The organism is Nocardioides albus, assembly GCF_014648255.1.
GTDB classification, from domain to species: Bacteria; Actinomycetota; Actinomycetes; order Propionibacteriales; family Nocardioidaceae; genus Nocardioides; species Nocardioides albus.
Map to the genome: position 1 here is coordinate 93,611 of NZ_BMQT01000011.1, position 20,263 is coordinate 113,873.

The 20,263-nt window shown below is 70.1% G+C and carries 20 protein-coding genes; 9 read left to right on the plus strand and 11 right to left on the minus strand.

All coding sequences use genetic code 11. The features are described from left to right. The first annotated feature begins 2 nt into the window (after positions 1–2). Positions 3–1,160, plus strand: coding sequence for a glycerate kinase (locus IEY84_RS21880; RefSeq protein ID WP_183549250.1), 1,158 nt, complete (start codon positions 3–5; stop codon positions 1,158–1,160). A gap of 196 nt (positions 1,161–1,356) precedes the next feature. Further along, a complete protein-coding gene (locus IEY84_RS21885; RefSeq protein ID WP_183549248.1) occupies positions 1,357–1,578 on the plus strand; it encodes a hypothetical protein in 222 nt (73 codons plus the stop codon). A 93-nt stretch (positions 1,579–1,671) separates the two neighbouring features. Here IEY84_RS21885 and IEY84_RS21890 read toward each other — a convergent pair whose 3' ends face one another. Next, positions 1,672–3,765: a 3-hydroxyacyl-CoA dehydrogenase NAD-binding domain-containing protein gene (locus IEY84_RS21890; protein ID WP_183549246.1), complete on the minus strand. Its 2,094-nt coding sequence runs from the start codon at positions 3,763–3,765 to the stop codon at positions 1,672–1,674. A 1-nt stretch (position 3,766) separates the two neighbouring features. Next, positions 3,767–4,966: a thiolase family protein gene (locus tag IEY84_RS21895; protein ID WP_183549244.1), complete on the minus strand. Its 1,200-nt coding sequence runs from the start codon at positions 4,964–4,966 to the stop codon at positions 3,767–3,769. Positions 4,967–5,276: 310 nt separating this feature from the next. Here IEY84_RS21895 and IEY84_RS21900 point away from each other — a divergent pair, with 310 nt between their 5' ends. From IEY84_RS21900 to IEY84_RS21910, 3 genes are all read left to right on the plus strand, one after another. Next, complete coding sequence (locus IEY84_RS21900; RefSeq protein ID WP_183549242.1) at positions 5,277–6,236, plus strand: proteasome assembly chaperone family protein; 960 nt, start codon at positions 5,277–5,279, stop codon at positions 6,234–6,236. Positions 6,237–6,251: 15 nt separating this feature from the next. After that, positions 6,252–7,130 carry an acyl-CoA thioesterase gene (locus tag IEY84_RS21905; protein WP_183549240.1) on the plus strand — a complete coding sequence of 293 codons (879 nt, stop codon included), beginning with the start codon at positions 6,252–6,254 and terminating at the stop codon, positions 7,128–7,130. A 204-nt stretch (positions 7,131–7,334) separates the two neighbouring features. After that, positions 7,335–7,685: an arsenate reductase family protein gene (locus tag IEY84_RS21910; protein ID WP_183549238.1), complete on the plus strand. Its 351-nt coding sequence runs from the start codon at positions 7,335–7,337 to the stop codon at positions 7,683–7,685. Here the strand turns inward: IEY84_RS21910 and IEY84_RS21915 are convergent. The 6 genes from IEY84_RS21915 to IEY84_RS21940 form a co-directional block, all read right to left on the minus strand. Then, on the minus strand, positions 7,627–8,916 hold the full coding sequence (locus IEY84_RS21915; protein WP_183549236.1) for a hypothetical protein: 1,290 nt from the start codon (positions 8,914–8,916) through the stop codon (positions 7,627–7,629). The two genes, IEY84_RS21910 and IEY84_RS21915, sit on opposite strands and share 59 nt — an antisense overlap. Positions 8,917–8,971: 55 nt before the next feature. Beyond that, positions 8,972–9,361 carry a PIN domain-containing protein gene (locus IEY84_RS21920; protein ID WP_229788919.1) on the minus strand — a complete coding sequence of 130 codons (390 nt, stop codon included), beginning with the start codon at positions 9,359–9,361 and terminating at the stop codon, positions 8,972–8,974. Between the two features lie 14 nt (positions 9,362–9,375). Then, on the minus strand, positions 9,376–9,594 hold the full coding sequence (vapB, locus tag IEY84_RS27035) for a type II toxin-antitoxin system VapB family antitoxin (RefSeq protein ID WP_091041496.1): 219 nt from the start codon (positions 9,592–9,594) through the stop codon (positions 9,376–9,378). 56 nt (positions 9,595–9,650) lie between these two features. Continuing rightward, complete coding sequence (locus tag IEY84_RS21930) at positions 9,651–10,565, minus strand: GNAT family N-acetyltransferase (RefSeq protein ID WP_183549231.1); 915 nt, start codon at positions 10,563–10,565, stop codon at positions 9,651–9,653. A 64-nt stretch (positions 10,566–10,629) separates the two neighbouring features. Then, on the minus strand, positions 10,630–11,511 hold the full coding sequence (locus IEY84_RS21935; protein WP_183549229.1) for a MaoC/PaaZ C-terminal domain-containing protein: 882 nt from the start codon (positions 11,509–11,511) through the stop codon (positions 10,630–10,632). Beyond that, positions 11,511–12,833 (minus strand): 3-oxoacyl-ACP reductase, encoded by a 1,323-nt coding sequence (locus tag IEY84_RS21940; protein WP_183549227.1) that lies wholly within the window; start codon positions 12,831–12,833, stop codon positions 11,511–11,513. Before IEY84_RS21940 ends, IEY84_RS21935 begins: the two co-directional genes overlap by 1 nt. 152 nt (positions 12,834–12,985) lie before the next feature. On the opposite strand from IEY84_RS21940, the gene IEY84_RS21945 reads away from it, so the two are divergent. Beyond that, the gene (locus IEY84_RS21945) at positions 12,986–14,266 is read left to right on the plus strand and encodes an acetyl-CoA C-acetyltransferase (protein ID WP_183549225.1); all 1,281 of its coding nucleotides are present in this window, start codon (positions 12,986–12,988) and stop codon (positions 14,264–14,266) included. Between the two features lie 150 nt (positions 14,267–14,416). On the opposite strand, the gene IEY84_RS21950 is transcribed toward IEY84_RS21945, so the two are convergent. From IEY84_RS21950 to IEY84_RS21960, 3 genes are all read right to left on the minus strand, one after another. Further along, positions 14,417–15,130 carry a TetR/AcrR family transcriptional regulator gene (locus IEY84_RS21950; protein ID WP_229788920.1) on the minus strand — a complete coding sequence of 238 codons (714 nt, stop codon included), beginning with the start codon at positions 15,128–15,130 and terminating at the stop codon, positions 14,417–14,419. Positions 15,131–15,211: 81 nt separating this feature from the next. Further along, the gene (locus IEY84_RS21955) at positions 15,212–16,717 is read right to left on the minus strand and encodes an ATP-dependent DNA ligase (RefSeq protein WP_183549221.1); all 1,506 of its coding nucleotides are present in this window, start codon (positions 16,715–16,717) and stop codon (positions 15,212–15,214) included. Positions 16,718–16,749: 32 nt separating this feature from the next. Next, positions 16,750–17,334: a TIGR03086 family metal-binding protein gene (locus IEY84_RS21960; protein WP_183549219.1), complete on the minus strand. Its 585-nt coding sequence runs from the start codon at positions 17,332–17,334 to the stop codon at positions 16,750–16,752. A gap of 52 nt (positions 17,335–17,386) precedes the next feature. On the opposite strand from IEY84_RS21960, the gene IEY84_RS21965 reads away from it, so the two are divergent. From IEY84_RS21965 to IEY84_RS21975, 3 genes are all read left to right on the plus strand, one after another. Then, positions 17,387–17,803 carry a MarR family winged helix-turn-helix transcriptional regulator gene (locus IEY84_RS21965; RefSeq protein WP_183549217.1) on the plus strand — a complete coding sequence of 139 codons (417 nt, stop codon included), beginning with the start codon at positions 17,387–17,389 and terminating at the stop codon, positions 17,801–17,803. Continuing rightward, a complete protein-coding gene (locus tag IEY84_RS21970) occupies positions 17,800–19,203 on the plus strand; it encodes a serine hydrolase domain-containing protein (RefSeq protein WP_183549215.1) in 1,404 nt (467 codons plus the stop codon). Before IEY84_RS21965 ends, IEY84_RS21970 begins: the two co-directional genes overlap by 4 nt. 109 nt (positions 19,204–19,312) lie before the next feature. Further along, entirely contained in the window at positions 19,313–20,218 is a 906-nt protein-coding gene (locus tag IEY84_RS21975; RefSeq protein WP_183549213.1) for a DNA-3-methyladenine glycosylase family protein, read from the plus strand. Positions 20,219–20,263: the final 45 nt, after the last annotated feature.

Consider the following 20,263-nt stretch of genomic DNA (forward strand, 5'->3'; position numbering starts at 1 on the left):
CCATGCGCGTCGTCATCGCTCCGGACTCGTTCAAGGGCAGCTGCGACAGCCCTGCGGCCGCCGCGGCCATCGCCGCCGGCTGGCGGCGCGGTGCCCCCGGCTGGGAGACCGTGTGTCTGCCCGTCGCTGACGGGGGAGAAGGGACGCTGCACGCCTTGGTCGGCTCCCTCGGCGGCCGGATCGTCCAGCACACCGTGACGGGCCCGCACGGCCAGCCCGTCAGCGCCGAGCTGGGTCTGATCCCTGCCGAGCAGCCCGGCGGCCGGGTCACCGGCGTGGTCGAGATGGCCTCCGCCTCGGGCCTGCACCTGGTCGATCCCACGCCGACCAGCGCCGCGGCCGCCACCTCGTACGGCACCGGTGAGCTGATCAAGGCGGCTCTGGACGCCGGGGCCGAGCGCATCCTGCTCACCCTGGGAGGCAGCGCCACCACCGACGGCGGGGTCGGCATGGCCCAGGCCCTGGGCGTACGCTTCGCCACCGCGAGCGGCGCGGAGAACGCGTCGGGCGGGGTCGGCCTGCACGACATCGTCGCGGTAGACCTCGCCGGTGTGCATCCCGGTCTGGCTCGTTGCGAGGTGATCGCCGCCTGCGACGTGGACAGTCCACTGCACGGTCCGCGGGGCGCGGCGTATGTCTTCGGTCCGCAGAAGGGAGCCGACGAGGCGACCGTCCGGATGCTCGATGACGGCCTACGTCGGCTCGGCGAGGTGTGCGGTGCGCTCGCGGACCCGGCGGCCCCGGGAGCCGGCGCGGCGGGCGGGCTCGGCTTCGCGTCGCTCGCGTTCCTCGGTGCCGAGCTGCGCTCCGGCTTCGACCTCGTCGCCGACGCCGTCGGACTCGCCTCCGCGATCGCCGGCGCGGATCTGGTCATCACCGGTGAGGGCAGGCTCGACACCCAGTCCCTCGGCGGCAAGACACCGGTAGGAGTGATGAGGCTCGCCCAGGAACATGGCGTCCCGGTCGTCGTGATCGCCGGTGACGTGTCGCAGGGTGCGGACGCGGCGATCGCGGCCGGCATGACGGCGGTCTTCTCCGCTGCACCCGGACCGGGTCCGCTGCACGAGGCACTCGACCGGGTCGAGAACGATCTCTCACGGACCGCGGAGTCGATCGCCCGGGTGTGGGCTGCGGCAGGCGGCCAGGGCCGCCGTCTCTGACCCTGAGACATCGCTTTCTGTCGCAGAGGAGCCAGTTTTCGCAGGTCAGGGGCCGATGGCTTCCGGTAGCAACCGGATCTCACGTGTGGCGGTGCACCGGATGCGGACAGATTCCGGTTTAGAGTGTCGTAGGTTCCGGGACCCGCAAGCTCCCAGAACCGTCACCACCGTCACCAACCAGCACTCGGGGGAATCCATGCTCTACGACGATCTCGTGGCCGAGTTCCACTGGTCACCGGAGCAGATGTCCGCGCCGTTCGACCTGCAAGCGGCAGACGAGAAGGTCCGCAAGCGGATCGAGAGCCGGCGCAGCACGGCGAAGGGCAGGGACGAGCAGCGGCCACGCCCGCGGCAGAAGGCCGTGAAGCCGGACGTGGCCGGCAGCCCGAGCGGCCCATACGTCGACAACAGCGTCTGAAGCTCGGGGCCGAGTCCGGGCGGAACAGGCCACTCCAGAGCGACTGCGAACCGCCGCCGACCACATCGTGGCCGGCGGCGGATTCGTCGTGGGTCAGTGGAACTTCTTGCCGGTGACCTTCTCCGAGATGCCTTCGCGGTCGAGCAGCCGGGTGATCCCGCCGTTCCAGAACTGGAACCCGGCCCCGGTGATCATCGCCAGGTCGATGTCCTCGGCGGCCTGCGCGACGCCCTCCTCGAGCATGCGACCGATCTCGTCGGCGATGGCCTCCAGCGCCTGTCGGCGAGCCTCCTCCGCGGTCTTGACCACATCGCCGGTGACGAGCAGTGCCTCGACCTCGGGGTCGAGGGTGCGCCCGTCGGGACCGAAGAAGGAGCTCTTCTTGGCCTCGACGACCCGGTGGAGGTTCTCGGAGAGGTAGAACCGGTCCGGGAAGGCCTTCGCGAGCGTCTCGTTGTTGTGGTACGCGATCGCCGGACCGACCAGGCCGATCAGCGCGAAGGGGCCCATCGGCGCGACCCCGGCGAAGGCGGACTCGACGACGTCGACAGGGGTGCCCTCGTCGGCGACCTTGGAGACCTCGCCCATGAACCGGCCCAGGAGCCGGTTCACGATGAAGGACGGGCTGTCCTTGACCAGGATCGAGATCTTCTTCAGCGACTTCGAGACGGAGAACGCCGTGGCCAGGGCCGCGTCCGACGTCTTCTCGCCGCGGATGATCTCCAGCAGCGGCATCACCGCGACCGGGTTGAAGAAGTGGAAGCCCACGACCCGCTCGGGGTTCTTCAGGTCGGCCGCCATCTCCGTGATCGAGAGGCTCGAGGTGTTCGTGGCGAAGACCGCGGTCTCCGGCGCGACGGCCTCGGCGTTGGCGAAGACGGTCTTCTTGACGCCCATCTCCTCGAAGACGGCCTCGATGATGAAGTCGGCGTCGGAGAAGGCCTCCGCGTAGTCGATCGACGACGTCACGAGCGCCTTGAGACGGTTGGTAGCGTCCTGGCTCGCACGGCCCTTGGCCAGCTTCTTGTCGAGCTCGGCGTGGACGTACGCAACGCCCTTGTCGGCACGCTCCTGGTCGAGGTCGACCATGACGACCGGCACCTTGAGGCGCTGGACGAAGAGCAGCGCGAACTGCGAGGCCATCAGCCCGGCACCGATGATGCCGACCTTGGTGACCTTCTGCGCGAGCGCCTTGTCGGGGGCACCGGCGGGACGCTTGGCGCGCTTCTGCACCAGGTCGAAGGAGTAGAGCGAGGCGAGCAGCTGCGGGGTCTCGGACATCGCGACCAGCGCGTCGTCCTCGGCCGCGAAGCCCTCGTCGCGGGTGGCGGTCTTGGCCAGCGTCAAGAGCTCGACGGCCTTCTTGGCGGCAGGGGAGGCGTCGCCGGTCTTGGCCCAGGCGAAGAAGCCGGCGTTCTTGGCCGCCTCGTCCCAGGCGTCGCCGCGGTCGACCTCTTCACGGGTGACCTCGACGGCGCCGCTGAGCACCTTGTCAGCCCACAGCAGCGACTGCTCGAGGTAGTCGGCGCCGCCGAACATCGCGTCCGCGATGCCGAGGTCGAAGGCCTCGGTGCCCTTGAGCACCTTGCCGTTGTTGAGCGGGTTCTCGATGAAGACCTTGGCGGCCTTGGCCGGACCGATCAGGTTCGGCAGCAGGTAGCCACCGCCCCAGCCCGGGATCAGGCCGAGCATGACCTCGGGCAGGCCGACGGCCGGCACCGAGTCCTGGATCGTGCGGTAGTCGGCGTGCAGTGCGACCTCGAGGCCGCCACCGAGCGCGAGCCCGTTGATGAAGCCGAAGGACGGCTTCTTGGTGCCGTTGTGACCGTCGCCCAGCTTGCGGAAGACTGCGTGACCGAGCTCGGCGATCGTACGGATGCCGTCGGCGCCCCCGGCCTGCAGCGAGGTCAGGTCGGCACCGGCCGCGAGGATGAACGGCTTGCCGGTGACCGCGATCGCGTCGATCTCGGGGTCAGCAAGGGCCGCGTCGTACGCCGTGTTGAGCTCGACCAGCGACTTCGGCCCGAACGTGTTCGGCCGGGTGTGGTCGTGGCCGTTGTCGAGGGTGACCAGGCCGAGGACCTTGCCGGAGGGCAGGTTGACCTTCGCCAGCTTGGCCGCGGTCACGACTTCGTCGTCGGAGAAGAGCTTCTCCACGTCGGCGAGCAGCGTGTTGATGTCCGTCATGTCAGGCCTCCGCGCCGTTCCAGTGAGGGTTCTCCCAGATGACCGTGCCGCCCATACCCAGGCCGATGCACATGGTGGTGAGGCCGTAGCGGACCTCGGGGCGCTCCTCGAACTGGCGGGCGAGCTGGATCATCAGCCGCACACCGGAGGAGGCCAGCGGGTGACCGAACGCGATCGCGCCGCCATACGGGTTGACTCGCGAGTCGTTCTCGTCGATGCCGAAGTGGTCCAGGAACGCGAGCACCTGGATCGCGAACGCCTCGTTGACCTCGAAGGCCTCGATGTCGTCGATGGTGAGCCCGGCCTTGGCCAGCGCCTTCTCGGTCGACGGGATCGGGCCGACGGCCATGACCTCGGGGGCGACGCCGGCGAAGGCGTACGACACCAGGCGCATCTTGATCGGCAGGCCGAGCTCGCGGGCGACGTCCTCGGAGGCCAGCAGCGAGGCGGTCGCACCGTCGTTGATGCCCGCCGCGTTGCCCGCGGTCACGCGACCATGGGGGCGGAACGGGGTCTTCAGCTTGGCCAGATCCTCGGTGGTGGTGCCGGGACGCATCGGCTCGTCGGTGGTGGCCAGGCCCCAGCCGTTCTCGGCCGAGCGGGTGGCGACGGGGACCAGGTCGGGCTGGATCTTGCCGTCGGCGTACGCCTTGGCGGCCAGCTCCTGGGAGCGGACGGCGAAGGCGTCGGTGCGCTCCTTGGTGATCGCCGGGTAGCGGTCGTGCACGTTCTCGGCGGTGTTGCCCATGACGAGCGCGCTCGGGTCGACCAGCTTCTCGGAGATGATCCGCGGGTTCGGGTCGACGCCCTCACCCATCGGGTGGCGGCCCATGTGCTCGACGCCGCCGGCGATGACGACGTCGTAGGCGCCGAAGGCGATGCCGCCGGCGGTCGTGGTGACGGCGGTCATCGCGCCGGCGCACATCCGGTCGATCGCGTAGCCGGGGACGGACTGCGGGAGCCCGGCGAGCAAGCCCGCGGTGCGGCCGATGGTCAGGCCCTGGTCGCCGATCTGCGTGGTCGCGGCGATGGCGACCTCGTCGATCCGCTCGGGGGGAAGCTCGGGGTTGCGGCGCGTGAGCTCACGGATGAGCTTGACGACCAGGTCGTCCGCGCGGGTCTCGGCGTACTGGCCCTTGGCCTTGCCGAAAGGTGTGCGTACGCCGTCGACGAAGACGACTTCTCGCAGCTGTCGGGTCACCGTGTCACTCCATGTGGGTTGCCGGTCGGGTGCCGCTTGCACGGCGTTGTCGATAGGGGCACGGGTGGTGCCCGAGGAATACATTACCCGCTAGTAACAACGGGGGTTCCCAGGGGTCGCTCACCGCGGGCATCGAGGGCCGTTCGCCGATGTCCGCGCGTCGGCTTGGGAATATCGCGGACGTCCAGGATGCTGCCCTGTCGTCATGTGGAAGCGTGTATTGAGAAGGTTGAGCCCCAGGGTCGAGACCCCGGGCGGGACAGATGACCGCAAGGCCCCGCAGGGCCGTACGCAACGGGAGGAGGCACCGATGTCCGGATCACGGCTCGTGCACATCGTGGACGACCTGCCGGAGGAGGTCGTCCTCGCAGGTGGCGACCGGCTGCCGATGGTGGTCGTCCTGGACGGTTTCCTCGATGCCGGCAAGGCGGCAGAGCGGGCCACGGCCCATCTCATCCAGGCCTCGAGACGGGCGCCGGTGGTGGCGACCTTTGATGTCGACGAGCTCCACGACTACCGGGCCCGGCGACCGGCGATCTCGTTCGTCAGCGACCACTACGAGTCCTTCGATGCGCCGCGGCTGGTCGTCCGGCTCCTCAAGGACACCGGTGACAACCCCTACCTCCTGCTCCACGGCCCCGAGCCCGACAACCGCTGGGAGGCGTTCGCCGGCGCCGTACGCGATGTCATCGAGCGTCTGGGCGTGACCGAGGTGATCTCCCTCGGTTCGGTGCCGATGGCGGTGCCGCACACGCGTCCGTTGACCACGACCAGGCATGCCAACGATCCGGCCCAGGAGCTCGCCGGGCAGATCTGGGAGAGCCCGTGGAAGGGCGAGATCCGGATCCCGTCCTCGGCCCAGGCCCTGGTGGAGGTACGCCTGGGGGAGTGGGGCCACCCCGCTGGGGGGTTCGTCGTGCACATGCCGCACTACCTGGCGCAGAGTGACTACCCGGCCGCGGCGGTCGTGCTCGTCGAGGAGCTCGAGCGCGCGGCGCGGCTGACGATCCCCGTCTCCGACCTGGAGGCCGAGGCGCAGCGCCGCGAGGAGGAGATCGCCTCCTACATCGAGGAGAACGCCGAGGTGCGGGAGGTCGTGGCCGCGCTCGAGCGGCAGTACGACACCTTCCAGCGTGGCGAGGAGTCCGGACGCTCCCTCCTGGCGCCCGACGAGCCGCTGCCGACCGGTGACGAGCTCGGTGAGCAGTTCGAGCAGTTCCTGGCCGGGCTGAACGGCCCCGACCCCGATGACGGCCCTGAGAAGGACTGAGGGAAACTCACTCACATGACGACGGAGGCCGTAGCGGCGGATCAGGCAGTGGCGGAGCTGGTGGGGGTGCTCGACCTGGTCGAGATCGACAAGGATCTCTTCCATGGCGCCACCACGACCCGCAACTCGCGCGGGCGCGCCTACGGTGGCCAGGTGGCCGCGCAGGCGTTGATGGCCGCGATCCGATCAGCCGACGACGCCTACACGGTGCACTCGATGCACTCCTACTTCCTGCTCCCCGGTGACCCGTCCTACCCGATCGTCTACGAGGTCGAACGGATCCGCGACGGCCGTTCCTTCGAGACCAGGCGGGTCCGCGCGCGCCAGAAGGGGCGCGACATCTACTACCTCACCGCCAACTTCCAGCGGGAGGAGACCGGCTTCGAGCACCAGGACGCGATGCCGTCCGTCCCGCCGCCGGAGAAGTGCATCGACTTCCTGAAGATGATGGCCGACTCGGGGTCGCCCGAGGCAGTGTCGCTGGCCCGGGAGTGGGAAGCGGTCGAGGTACGCGCCGTCGGCAACTCCCTCCTGGGCATCGAGCCCGACCCGACCCGTCCCGCGCAGCAGCGCCTCTGGATCCGCCTGGGCGCCGCGCTTCCCGACGACCCCGACATCCAGCGTGGTGCCTTCACCTGGGCCTCCGACATCTCGCTGCTCGGCGCCTCCCTGGCTGCCCACTCGCTGGACCACAAGGGCATCCAGATGGCCTCGCTGGACCACACCATCTGGTTCCACCGGCCTTTCCGAGCCGATGAGTGGTGGCTCTACGACCAGGAGAGCCCTTCGGCCTACGGTGGCCGCGGTCTGTCCATCGGTCGCGTCTTCACCGCCGACGGCACCCTGGCTGCCACGGTCGCTCAAGAGGGCCTCATCCGCCCGCCGCGCGCCTGACCTCTCAACGAGTCGGCTCGTCCTGACGGGATTCGGCGCCGAGTCGGCTCGTCATGACGAGCCGACTCGGCGGGAATTTCGGTCAGAACGAGCCGACTCGACGCGTCTGTCTCATCATCGTATCCAGAAATAGGCCGGCGCACTATCGCACACCCTGGTCGCCTGCCGCGATAGCGCACCGACCCCGCGGGCTAAGGTGGCGCCGTGGATCAGATCACCGTGTACGAGAAGCCGACCTGCACGACGTGTCGGAACCTGTTCGTCCTCCTCAAGGAGGAGGGAGTCGACTTCGAGAAGGTCGACTACCACGTCCTCGGTCTGCGGACCGAGGAGGTCAAGGACATCCTCGCGAAGACCGGCCTGAGCGCTCGGGACGTGCTGCGGAGGCGGGAGCCGGTCTACAAGGAGCTCGACCTCGGCAACCGCGACCTCTCCGAGGACGAGCTGGTCGCCCTCATGGTCGAGCACCCGGCCCTGCTGGAGCGCCCGATCGTGCTCAAGGGCGACCGCGGCGTGCTGGCCCGGCCGATCGACAAGGTACGCGAGCTGTTCTGAGCCGGCCTGCGACCGCGGTCGAGAAGATCGCGATCCGGGTGCGGTGATCCCAGGCCAGTGTGGCCAGCGACCAGGAGCTGAAGGCGAGCACCGCCGCCCCGGCCACACTGAGCGCGGCGGGGCCCGCTGTCGTCCAGCGCAGCTGGGTCAGCAGGACTATCGAGGCTCCGCCGGCTCCGGTCGCCCCGAGGACGCGGTTCGCCCAGCCGCGTACACCGCTGGCTCCGCCGCCGGTGACCACGTCGATCATGCCGGTGACGATCGTCAGCGGTAGAAAGATCCAGCCGACGCCGCGGGCGATCCGCGCGCCGACCAGGAATCGAAGGAAGCCGCCGTTCGCGCTTCCGCGGGCGAAGTGCCGCAGTGCGCCCAGCGACCGTGACCGGGCCAGCCCGAGCAGGGTGGTACGCAGGAAACGGACGTACGCGCTGCCCTTCCCGATCACACCGCCAGCGCTCTTGGCGACCGTGCCGACCGAGAGCGCCGCGGCGCCCTCCTCGCCCAGCGAGGCGACGATCTGCCGGGTCGCGACGACGCGGTCGAGGTAGGCGGCGATCCGTGACCGGAGACTCTCGGGGAACTCGATCGCGTGTAGCGCTCGCGCGGTCGCCGCGTCGGTTCGGACGACCCGATCGAGGGCGACGGTGACGGCCTGCGGGTACGACGCCGGGCCATCGGCGAGCGGACATCCTGCCGCCACCGCGTCCGCGGTCGCCTCGCTCAGATCGGCCAACGCGGCATCCAGGCTCGCAGCGCCGTCGTACATCGCCCAGCGTGCGTGTCGCAGCGCCTTGTGGACCAGCTCGACGTTGCGTACCTCGGTCTCCGTCTGTGACGGCGCCGCAGCCGTCAGGACGCCTGGCAGCTCGCGCAGGTGCGACTCGAGGATGTCGGCGGCGACGTGTACGCGGCGGGCGGCCTCGGTCAGCGCCTGGGTCGACCAGCCGCCGACCTGGGCGAGTCCAGGTGGACCGGTCGGCGACACATAGGCCCTCTCGGCGTGACGGAGGTCGAACCGGTCTTCGGCCGGACCGCACGGTTCGGCGAGCCTGTCGGCGCAGGAACGTACCGCGGCCGCCAGGCGCGTGGAGAGCCACAGCGTGGCCTGCGCGGTCTGGGAGCCCGCGAGACCGCCGAGAACGGGGTCCATCGGGCCGGTGACGTCGATCGCGCGCAGCGCGGTCACGAGGGTCGTCAGGTCGGCTGCAGTCTGGTGGGGGTCAGCATGCATGCGCATGTTCTATCGGTCGGTGGCCGGGACCCGGACCCGACCCTCACCGAGCGAGTCAGGCGCGCAGGCGTTCGACCGGCTGCCCGGTGGTGCGGGTGATGAGATCGACGTCGTTGTCGGCGTGGAGCACGGTGAGGTCGGCCTCCTCGGCGACCGCCGCGACGAGCAGGTCCGGGACCGACGGGGCCCGGTGGCGGCCGTCGCGCAGGACGATCCGCTGGATCTCCAGCGCCCGCGCCTCGGTGCGCGGCGTCAACGTCGCCAGCGGCATGTGGATCACCGGCACGTCCTCGACGAGCTCGGACCATTCCCGCTCCGAGCGGGCCAGGTGGCCGATCTCGAGCAGCGTGGTGGTGGTGATGCGTACTTGTCCCAGCTCGATCAGGCGGGACCACTTCTCAGCGTCGGGGCTGGTGGACATCCGGGCGAGTGCCGACCGGTGCATCAGCCAGGGTCGCCTCACGACCATGCGTCACGCATCAGACCCCGGTCGGCGAGCGGGGCGAACTTCGCGAAGTCGCCGCCGGCCACGGGTCGCGCCGGTGGCAGCGGACGCAGCGCGTCGGGCGTGAACCATCGGCGGAGATACTCGTTGCGGGTGAGCCCGAGCCGCGTCGCCTCGGTGTCGATGCGCGCGAGCTCGTCATCCGAGAGGCCTCGGATCAGTACGTCGGACATGTCTGTCCACCTCCTGGACGCAAGATGGTAGCCGAGGCCGGGGCGTCGACGTGGGATCAGGGCCGGGTCGCCCGGTGGACCCAGGTCGACTCGACCTCCATGCCGACGTGGAGATAGAGGTCGAGGGCGCCGGTGCGGGAGTCCGTCGACAGGGTCGCGCGGGTGGCTCCGTGGGCGCGGGCAGCGCCGAAGGCATCGGCGAGGAGTGCCTGGGCCAGGCCGCGGTTGCGCTGGTCCTTGCGGGTGGCCAGTCTGCTGACATACCCCTCCCGGCCGTCCTCGGTCATCACCAGCACCGCGGCGGCCACCACCGCGCCGTCCGGGCCGGTGACGACGCGGATGTTCCACGGCTCGGCGCCGGGACGCTCGATGGTCGTGGCGACCCAGTCGGCATAGGGCTCCCGCTCGCGCTCGGACCACTCCAGGAAGGCGTCCTCGATCACGGTCCACACCTGCTCGTGGTCCTGCGGGGTGGCAGCCCGGATGGCGTACGCCTCGGGCAGCTCGCGCACCGGGATCGCCGCGTCCTCCGGCAGCGCCAGCACCCAGGACTCCCAGCGCGGGAACCAGCCCAGCGACTCGAGCAGCCGGTCGCCGGGCGAGCCCTGGGGGACCGGCATGCCGATGACCGGCTCGCCGAGCTCGGCGGCGCGGGCGCTGATCCAGCCGGCCAGAGCGGTGCCGATCCCGCGACCCCAGTGGTCGGGGTGGACGGCGGCATCGGCGCGGGCGCCGCCGGAGCACTCCGCGTAGGCCACCAGCTCACCGTCAGGTCCGAGCACGCCGACGGTCGCCGGGCCGACGTCGAAGGAGGGCCGCTGCCACTCCGCGACGATGTCGGCCTCCTCGATGAACACCTCGCCCACGGTCGCCAGCTCGTTCGCCGCCATCACGAGGGTCACGGCGGCGGCATCGGAGAGTGTCAACGGCCGCTCGGTGTAGTGCGGCGGGAGCTGGCGTGGGGCGGGCATGCGAGCACCGTCTCACCTGCAGGACCCGGGCCGCCACGGGTTAAATCGTGGCGGCCCCTCGGGGTCACAGAGCGGTCGTACGCCCCACCAGGTGGAGCGTGTCCGAGCCACGCTTGTGGAGCGAAAAGTCGTAGCCGTCCAGGTGCTTGAGCGACCCGAACGCGACCGAGGAAGGCAGGAAGACGGGCTTCTTGAACGCGACATCCACCCGAACCGCTCCCGGGAGCCGGTTCTCCAGCGCAGCGATGCAGCGCGCCTTGGTCCACATCCCGTGCGCGATCTGCCGCTTGAAGCCGAGCGCCTTCGCGGTCAACGGGTAGAGGTGGATCGGGTTGTAGTCGCCGGCGACCTTGGCGTAGCGCCGACCCAGGTCGGCCCTGAGCGGGAAGACCGGCCCGGAGGGATCCACCTCGGCGAAATCAGACGCCCAGATCACGTCGGGGTTGCGCTTGCCGCGGACCAGGTAGGTCGAGGTGGACTCCCACACGACCTCGCCGTCGACGGTGGCGACCGTCAGGAACCGGTACGCCTTGCCGACCGGGTGCGGCTCGGGCTGGCCCACGGTCGCGGTGACCGCGACCGCCTCACCGACCGTGATCGGGCGATAGCCGCTGATCGAGTTCTCGATGTGGACCATCCCCATCGCGGGCGAGGGGAAGTCCGGAGAGGACATCAGCGCCATGTGGAGGGGGAAGGCCAGCATGTGCGGGTAGGGGAGCGGCACGGTGTCCTTGATCGGGAACCCGCACAGCTCGGCGTAGGCGTCGACCGCGTCCCGCTCGAGGACGACCGGCTCGCGGGTGAGACCGAGCTCCTCGTAGGCGACGCCGGTCTTCTTGACCCCGGGGAGGGCGTTGACGCCCGGGATGGCGGGCAGCGCCGCCCGGAGGAGCAGGCCGGGACCTGACCTACCTGTGAAGCTGGGCTCGGTCTTGGGCGTGCTCATCAGGCCCCCAGCATCATCTGGCCGCAGACCCGCACGACGTTGCCGTTGACGCCCGTGGAGGCCGGCGAGGCGTACCAGGCGATGGTCTCGGCGACGTCGACCGGCAGGCCGCCCTGGGCCATCGCGTTGAGCCGCTGACCGACCTCGCGGGTCGCGAACGGCACCGCCGCGGTCATCTGGGTGATGATGAAGCCCGGGGCGACCGCGTTGACGGTGATGCCGTCGGGGAGCTCCTCGGCCAGCGAGTCGACGAAGCCGATGACGGCGGCCTTCGAGGCGCCGTAGGAGGTCTGACCCACGTTGCCGGCGATGCCCGCAATCGAGGAGACGCCGATGATGCGGCCGTTGGGGCGGATCAGCTTCTGCTCGAGCAGCTCGGCGGTGATCCGCTCGGGGGCCGAGATGTTGATCTCCAGCACGGTGCCGAAGCGGTCGGCCTTCTGGTTTGCAAGCTTCTTGTCGAGGGTGACGCCGGCATTGTGGACGACGATGTCGACGCCGCCGAACTTCTCCTGGAGGTAGGACGCGATCTTCGCCGGAGCGTCCTCGGTGGTGATGTCGGCGGTGATGTAGTCGGAGGTGACCTTCTTCAGATCGTCCTCGGACGGCGGGATGTCGAGACCGACCACGGTCGCACCGTCGCGCTGGAGGACCTTGGCGATCTCCTCGCCGATGCCGCGCGCAGCGCCGGTGACGAGCGCGACCTTGCCGGTCAGCGGCCTCGCGGGGTCGACCTGCTCGGCGGCGGGGGAGGCGTTCTTGGTGCCGATGCGGACGACCTGGCCGGAGACGTAGGCGCTCTTCGGGGAGAGCAGGAAGGCCAGCGTGGAGAGCAGTGAGCCCTCGAAGCCCTCGGCGACGTAGACGAGCTGGACGGTGCCGCCCTTGCCGATCTCCTTGCCGAGGCTGCGGGTGAAGCCCTCGAGCGCGCGCTGGGCGACCCGCTCGCCACCCTTGAGCTGCTCGGGCGGGGTGCCGATCACGACGACGCGAGGGTTGTTGTCCAGGCTGCGCAGCACCGGGGTGAAGAACTCCTGCAGCGCGACCAGGTCGGTCGTCGACGTCAGTCCGGTCGCGTCGAAGACCAGGCCCTTGAAGCGCGTGCCGCCGGTCGCCGTAGAGGTCGACGTGGCACCCAGCTCGGCGAGGAGGCCGTCGAGAGACTCGGCCAGACGACCCCGACCGCCGACCAGGACGGTGCCCTTGACGAGCGGGGCGCCGGCTGCGTACCGCTCGAGCTTGGCGGGGCTCGGCAGCCCGAGGTTCTTGACGAGGACCTTGCCGATCGCCGACTGCGTGAAGCTCTGGTACTTGTCGCTCATGGTCTGCTCTGATCCTTCTGGGCGTAGTCTCTGAGGCGTACGGTTAGTATGTTACTGGTCAGTTGTAACTAGAGGTGTAACTCGGTGTCCACATTTCGTGATCTCCCCGACATACCCTTCTCCAAAGAGCGTCATCAGACAAGGATGAACCCATGACCACCACTCGTCGTGTCGCCATCGTGGGCGGCAACCGTATTCCCTTCGCCCGCTCCAACGGTGCGTACGCGACCGCGTCCAACCAAGAGATGTTCACCGCCGTCCTCGACGGGCTCGCGGCTCGCTTCGGTCTCGAGGGCGAGCGCATCGGTGAGGTCGCCTCCGGCGCCGTGCTGAAGCACTCGCGTGACTTCAATCTGACCCGCGAGTCCGTGCTCGGCTCGAAGCTCGCGCCCGAGACGGCGGCCGTCGACCTCCAGCAGGCCTGCGGCACCGGCCTCCAGGCGGCGACCTACATCGCCAACAAGATCGCGCTCGGCCAGATCGACTCCGGCATCGCCGGCGGGACCGACACCACCTCGGATGCGCCGATCGCGCTGGGCGAGAAGCTCCGCAAGATCCTGCTCGAGGCCAACCGCGCCAAGACCAACGTCGACCGCGTCAAGGCGTTCGCCAAGCTCCGCCCGGCCGACGTCATCCCCAACATCCCGGCCAATGTTGAGCCGCGCACCAAGCTCTCCATGGGCGAGCACGCCGCACTCACCGCGCAGGAGTGGGGCATCACCCGCGAGGCCCAGGACGAGCTGGCTGCCGCGTCCCACCAGAAGCTCGGCGCTGCGTACGAGGCCGGCTGGTTCGAGGACCAGATCACCCCGTTCCGCGGGCTGGAGAAGGACAACAACCTCCGCCCCGGCTCGACCGTGGAGAAGCTCGCGACGCTCAAGCCCGTCTTCGGGGTCAAGGGCGAGAACCCGACCATGACGGCCGGCAACTCGACGCCGCTGACCGACGGTGCCTCCGCCGTGCTGTTCGCGAGCGAGGAGTGGGCCCTGGCGAAGAACCTCCCCGTCCTGGCCTACTTCGTCGACGCCGAGGTCGCCGCGGTCGACTACGTCGCCGGTGGCGAGGGCCTCCTGATGGCGCCCGCGTACGCCGTCCCGCGCCTCCTTGCCCGCAACGGCCTGACCTTCGACGACTTCGACTTCTTCGAGATCCACGAGGCCTTCGCCTCCCAGGTGCTCTCCACCCTGGCCGCCTGGGAGTCCCCGGACTTCTGCAAGGACAAGCTCGGCCTCGACGCCCCGCTGGGTTCGGTCCCGCGCGAGAAGCTCAACGTCAAGGGCTCTAGCCTCGCTGCCGGCCACCCCTTCGCCGCCACCGGCGGCCGGATCATCAACAACCTGGCCAAGCTGCTCGACGAGAAGGGATCTGGCCGCGGCCTCATCTCCATCTGCGCCGCCGGCGGCCAGGGCGTAGTCGCCATCCTGGAGAAGTAGACCCAGGAGAACGTACGCGGCGCCCGGCTGATGCCGGGCGCCGTTGTCATTTCGCCGAGACGTCACTGCGGTCGGTCGAGACGTCAGTTAGGTCGGTCGAGACGTCATCGCGTGACGTGTCGGGCGACGGGGGTGACGTCTCGGCTGCGGTTACTTTGCGGTGAGGGCGAGGGCGGAGGTGACCAGGAAGTCGCGGACCTGGTCGGGGGAGACGGAGCCGACGGTGGGTACGCCGGGGGCGGACTCGGAGACCAGGATGCCGACGCGGGCGAGCTGGAGGGCGCCCAGGCCGGAGGCGTAGAGCGTGTTGGCGAGCAGGTTGGCGTCCTTGACGTGGAGCTCGCCGGAGGCGGCGCCGTCCTCGAGGACCTTGGTGAGGATGGTGAGGCAGCCGTTCATCGCCCGTCCGAGTCGGAAGAGGGCGCTCTCGGAGAGCTCGTCGAGCAGGTCGGAGCCGCTGCGGCGCATCAGTGTCTGAGCGCAGTCGACGAACGCGGGATACTCGATCCCGTAGTCGACGAATGCGCCGACGACGTCGCGGACGACGTCGGTGGGGGCGCTGTCTCCTTCGGTCGCGACCAGCATCCGCTCACGGAGCTCGTCGAGATAGCCGACCAGGGTCAGCGCGAAGATCTCGTCCTTGCCGGTGAAGTGCCGGTAGACGATGGCCCGGTTGATGCCGACGGCCTTGGCGATGTCCTCGATCTGCGCATCGCTGACCCCGCGCTCGTCGAAGAGTCTACGGGTGGCCGTGACGATGTCTGCCTCGCGTGCACGGCGGCGGGCGGCGGCGGCCGACCGGCGGCCGTCGGGCGCAGATCCGTGGGCTGACGCGGCGTCAGAGATGGTTGGTCGGATGCTCACAAGCACACTGTACGCGGTGTGCAACTCGGAGTTGCACCACGAGTGCGCGTCATCACACACCCGGTCGACGTCCCGATCAGGCTAGGCGAGGAACTGCTGCACCGTCGCGAGGGTGTCGGCCTCGGCGGCGGTCTTGTCGTCGCGGTAACGCACGACGCGGGCGAACCGCAGCGCGACCCCACCGGGGTAGCGGGTCGAGCGCTGCACCCCGTCGAAGGCGATCTCAACCACCTGCTCGGGCCTGACCTCGACCACCCAGTCGCCCTGCGGGTCGGTGACGGCGAGCTCGGTGAACCGCTCGGTCTGCCAGGCCAGCATCTGGTCGGTCATCCCTTTGAACGTCTTGCCGATCATCACGAAGCCGTTCGGACCGCGCGCGCCGAGGTGGATGTTGGAGAGCCAGCCCTTGCGACGCCCCGAGCCCCATTCGACACCGAGCACGACCAGGTCGAGCGTGTGGACGGGCTTCACCTTGATCCAGCCTGCGCCGCGCCGCCCTGCCTCCCACGGTAGGCCGACCCCCTTGACGACGACTCCCTCATGGCCGGCGGCGAGCACATCGGCGGCGAACCGCTCGGCCTCCTCGGCGTCGACGGTCAGCAACCGCGGGGCCCGGTGCTGCTCGGGGACGATCCGGTCGAGCTCGGCGAGGCGCTGATCGAGGGCGTGGTCGAGGAGGTCGCGGCCGTCGACATGGAGGATGTCGAAGAAGTACGGAGCCACGACGGTGTCGGAGGACGACCGTGTCGCGGTGCGTGAGGCGGTCTCCTGGAACGGCCGCGGTCGCCCCTCGGGGCCGAGGGTCAACGCCTCGCCGTCGAGCACGAGCGTCTCGGCCGGCAAGGCGCCGACGATCTCCGCGACCTCCGGCAGGCGCGCGGTGATGTCCTCCAGGGTGCGCGTCGCGATGCGGACCTCGGAGCCGGACTTGTGGGCCTGGATCCTGATGCCGTCCAGCTTGGTGTCGACCACGACCGCCTCGCCGAGCTTCGCCATGGCCTCTTCGACCGAGCCGGCCGACGAGGCGAGCATCGGCAGCACCGGACGACCCACGACCAGCCCGACCTCGGCCAGCGCGTCGGTGCCGTCGAAGGCGAGCCCGGCGACCACGACGGTCGAGCCGGCGAGCATCGCGGCGCGGCGTACGGCTGGCAACGGCACCTGCGCCGCGGCCGCCAGCGCCTCCTGGACGAGCGAGTCGAGGGCGCCTTGGCGAACCTCTCCGGTCACCACGCTCCGCAACCAGGCCTGCTCGGCCTCGGTCGCGGAGCCGAACAGGGTGTCGGTCTCGCGTGCCCGCTCGCTCTGCGACCCGGCGCCGGCCAGTCGGGAGATCCGCTCGAAGGCCTCGTGCACGCCCGCAACGGTCAACGACGGCTCGGCCGCCGGCGCGGGGAGCGAGGTGAGCGAGCGCCACCCCAGTCCCGTACGCCGCTGCAGCAGCGAACCGCCGAGATAGGCCGTCACCACCGGGAGCTCGTCGCGCTCTGTCGCGGCGAGGCACTCCGCCAGTGCCGCGACCTTGGCTTTCCGTGACCGGGTGGCGGCAACAGCGTTCGAGGTGGCGACGACGTCGGCGAGCAGCATGCATCCAGTGAACAACACACCAGCAGGTTGCGCTACGCGTTCAGAGGCCGCGCCGGGTCACGCCCGAGCAGGCGCAGCGCGTCGTTCCAATGGTCATCGCCGCTCGTGGGCAGCGGCGTGGCGAAGACCGGAGTGCCGCTCGGCGAGGAGGCGATCTGGCGCGCCATGTCGTGGACGTGGGCGACCGTTTCTTCGTTCGGTCGATAGGTGATCCCGAGCGTCGTCGCGACGTCCCAGGCGTGCACGGCGGCGTCGAGCAGCTGCATGCCCAGCGCTACCGTGACGGTCGGCCGGAAACCGAACTCGGCGAGGTGGATCGTCGTCTCCGGGTCGGCGGCGGCAAACGCGTCGCGGACCCGGGTCGCCGAGTCCTGCCACCTCTGCGAGAGGTTCTCCGCGCTGACCGCCACGGACGCGTACGAGGTGACCGGGGCATCGCCGTCAGCGACCGCGGCGGCGAAGCCGAGGTTCTGGCCGACCATGTGGCCGAACAGGTCGGCGAGGTCCCAGCCGTCGCACGGGGTGGGGCGACTCAGGTCGTCGGTCGTGGAGGCGAGGGCGACGGTGTCGTGAAGGGAGCGGTCATAGGCCGCGAGAAGCGCGTTGAAAGTAAGCACCTGATGATCGTAAGCGTGTGTAGATGATCCGTCGAGCGGTTAGGATTCTGCGGTGGATCGACCCGAGCTCGGCTTCCTGCTGTCCCGTCTGATGCGCGAGGTGATGGCTCGCGAGAAGCCGATCCTCGATGCCGCGGGGCTGGAGATGTGGGACTACGCGGTGCTCACCGCGCTGGCCGAGTCGGACGCGCCGACCCAGGCCCAGCTCGCCGCGTCGACCGGCCGCGACAAGACCCGTCTGATCGGCAACCTGGACCGGCTCGAGGCTCGGGGCATGGTGGCTCGTGAGCCCGACCCGGCCGACCGTCGCAACCGGATCGTGTCCCTGACCTCCGTCGGGGCCAAGGTGCTCCGCGGCTGCCGCGATGCCATCGAGGCCATGGAGGCCGAGCTGCTGGCCGATCTCGACCCGGCAGACAGGGCCGCGTTCGAGCGCGCGCTCACGGCTCTCGCCGAGCGCAGCCGATGAACGCTCTCCCCGGCGCCCTCGCAGCCACCCGCACCTGGCTCCAGGGCGAACTCCCGGCTCTCCTGAGGAGGCGTCGGGTGCCCGCGGCGGCGGTCGGAGTCCTCCAGGACGGCCACGTCGTAGACCATGCGAGCGGAGTCCTCAACCTCGACACCGGCGTGGAGGCGACGACAGACTCGCTGTTCCAGGTCGGCTCGATCACCAAGCTGTGGACCACCGACCTGGTGATGCAGCTCATCGACGAGGGCAGGGTCAGCCTCGACGACGAGATCAGCCGCCACCTGCCGACCTTCCGGATCGCCGACGAGGAGGCGACCCGGACGATCACCGTCCGTCACCTGCTCTCCCACACGGCCGGCTTCGAGGGCGACGTCTTCACCGACCACGGGCCCGGCGATGACGCGGTCGAGCGGTTCGTGGCCGCGATGGGCGACCTCCCGCAGACCTTCGCGCCGGGGGAGCGATTCTCCTACTCCAACACCGGCTTCGCGGTGCTCGGGCGTCTGGTCGAGGTGCTGCGTGGCACCACCTGGGACCGGGCGCTGCAGGACCGGCTCGCCGCGCCGATGGGGCTCACCCATGTCGCCACCACCGCCTACGACGCAATCAGGTTCCGCACCGCGATGGGCCACATCGACCCCGGCCCCGACCATGTCCTCCGCCCGGGGCCGGCGTGGGGGATGGCCCGTGCCAGCGGTCCGGTCGGCGCGATGCTCTCCATGCGCGTACGCGATCTGCTCGGCTTCGCCGCGATGCACCTGGACGGCGGGACCGCCGCCGACGGCACTCGGGTGGTCTCCTCGACCTCCTGCGCGGAGGTGCTCACGCGACAGGTCGACCACCCGGCATCGATGCGCTCCGAGGCGCGCGGCCTGGGCTGGTCCCTGGACGACACCAGCCAGGGGATCGTCGGCCACGACGGCCAGACGATCGGGCAGTCGGCCTTCTTCCGGATGGTGCCTGAGCATGACCTGGCGGTCGCGCTGCTCACCAACGGAGGCGACACCTACGGGCTCTACCACGACATCCTCGGTCATCTGCTCGACGATCTCGCCGGCGTCCGGGTCGCAGCCGATCCGGTGCCCCCGCGACAGCACCCGTCCGGCTTCGACGCCGACCGGCTGCTCGGCACCTACCGTGCCCGGATCGTCGACTGGACGCTGCGCCGACACCCCGACGGCCGGCTGTGGGTCGAGGAGGTCCCGGGCCCCGAGGCCGCCGCGGCCGGCGACGAGCCGGTGCGCTACGAGGTGCTCCCGTACGCCGCCGACCAGGTCGTCACCGCAGACGCCCTGCACGGAGCGCACCATGTCTTCGGGTTCGCCGGCCGCGACGAGACCGGTCGGGCGACCCATCTGACGACCAGCCGGGTCATCCCGCGGGCTAGCCTCGAGGCATGAGCACCATGAATGCTCACCGAGGTAACTCGGTGGCGCCCCGCCTACTGCGGGGAGTTCCGCGAAGGAAGCGACGGTTCACCAAGCTACCTCGGTCGGCGGCCGCCGCCGCATGAGCGCGCAGCGGACGGTTCGCCCCGGCTACGCCGTCGGCCTCGCCTCGATGCTGCGCCCGCTTCGCCGCGGGCCTGGCGACCCGACGTACAAGATCATTGGCGAGGACCACTGGCGAGCCGTGCGTACGCCGCAGGGTCCTGCCACGCTCAGGCTGCACCAGCGTGCCACCGAGGTCGAGGCTGAGGCGTGGGGAGAGGGCGCGGAGTGGGCACTGACCCATGTACCGGCCCTTCTCGGCGCGGACGACCGCCCGGAGGAGTTCCACACCGACGACCCGGTGCTGATGACGCTGATGGAGCGCTTCGAGGTGCCTCGCCTCGGGCGGACCGGGCTGGTGATGGAGGCGCTGGTGCCCGCGATCATCGAGCAGAAGGTGACCAGCACGGAGGCGTTCCGTGGCTTCGGCAACCTGGTCAGGCGATTCGGCGAGCTCGCTCCTGGGCCGGGGGCCGACCACGGGCTGCGCCTGCAGCCGTCACCGGAGCGGCTCCGGACGGTCCCGAGCTGGGAGTGGCTGCGTCTGCCGGTGGACCACGCCCGATCCAAGACCGTTCTCCAGGCGGCGCGCGTCGCGCCGGCCATCGAGCGGACTGCCGGCCTGCCTGGCGAGGAGGTCGAGCGGCGGCTCACCACCATCCCGGGGATAGGGGAGTGGACCGTCGCCGAGGTGCGCCAGCGGGCGCTCGGCGATCCCGACGCGGTCAGCTTCGGCGACTACCACGTCGCCAAGGACGTCGGCTGGGCGCTGACCAACAAGGCGTGGGACGACGAACAGCTTCGCGACTATCTGGAGCGGTTTCGGCCGCATCGTGCTCGTGTCGTCGCGCTCATCTACCGGGGTGCTGGGACACGGCCTCGGCGGGGGCCGCGGATGTCGCCGCGGACGCATCTGCCTCGCTGAGTTGCCGATCTGACTGCCGAGTCGGCGGGCCTCGGGGTCAGGGTT

Coding starts and splice junctions, on each gene's coding strand:
- IEY84_RS21880 (WP_183549250.1), top strand. CDS start 3: ATGCGCGTCGTCATCGCTCCGGACTCGTTCAAGGGCAGCTGCGACAGC.
- IEY84_RS21885 (WP_183549248.1), top strand. CDS start 1,357: ATGCTCTACGACGATCTCGTGGCCGAGTTCCACTGGTCACCGGAGCAG.
- IEY84_RS21890 (WP_183549246.1), bottom strand. CDS start 3,765: ATGACGGACATCAACACGCTGCTCGCCGACGTGGAGAAGCTCTTCTCC.
- IEY84_RS21900 (WP_183549242.1), top strand. CDS start 5,277: ATGTCCGGATCACGGCTCGTGCACATCGTGGACGACCTGCCGGAGGAG.
- IEY84_RS21905 (WP_183549240.1), top strand. CDS start 6,252: ATGACGACGGAGGCCGTAGCGGCGGATCAGGCAGTGGCGGAGCTGGTG.
- IEY84_RS21915 (WP_183549236.1), bottom strand. CDS start 8,916: ATGCATGCTGACCCCCACCAGACTGCAGCCGACCTGACGACCCTCGTG.
- IEY84_RS21920 (WP_229788919.1), bottom strand. CDS start 9,361: ATGCACCGGTCGGCACTCGCCCGGATGTCCACCAGCCCCGACGCTGAG.
- vapB (WP_091041496.1), bottom strand. CDS start 9,594: ATGTCCGACGTACTGATCCGAGGCCTCTCGGATGACGAGCTCGCGCGC.
- IEY84_RS21930 (WP_183549231.1), bottom strand. CDS start 10,565: ATGCCCGCCCCACGCCAGCTCCCGCCGCACTACACCGAGCGGCCGTTG.
- IEY84_RS21935 (WP_183549229.1), bottom strand. CDS start 11,511: ATGAGCACGCCCAAGACCGAGCCCAGCTTCACAGGTAGGTCAGGTCCC.
- IEY84_RS21940 (WP_183549227.1), bottom strand. CDS start 12,833: ATGAGCGACAAGTACCAGAGCTTCACGCAGTCGGCGATCGGCAAGGTC.
- IEY84_RS21945 (WP_183549225.1), top strand. CDS start 12,986: ATGACCACCACTCGTCGTGTCGCCATCGTGGGCGGCAACCGTATTCCC.
- IEY84_RS21955 (WP_183549221.1), bottom strand. CDS start 16,717: ATGCTGCTCGCCGACGTCGTCGCCACCTCGAACGCTGTTGCCGCCACC.
- IEY84_RS21970 (WP_183549215.1), top strand. CDS start 17,800: ATGAACGCTCTCCCCGGCGCCCTCGCAGCCACCCGCACCTGGCTCCAG.
- IEY84_RS21975 (WP_183549213.1), top strand. CDS start 19,313: ATGAGCGCGCAGCGGACGGTTCGCCCCGGCTACGCCGTCGGCCTCGCC.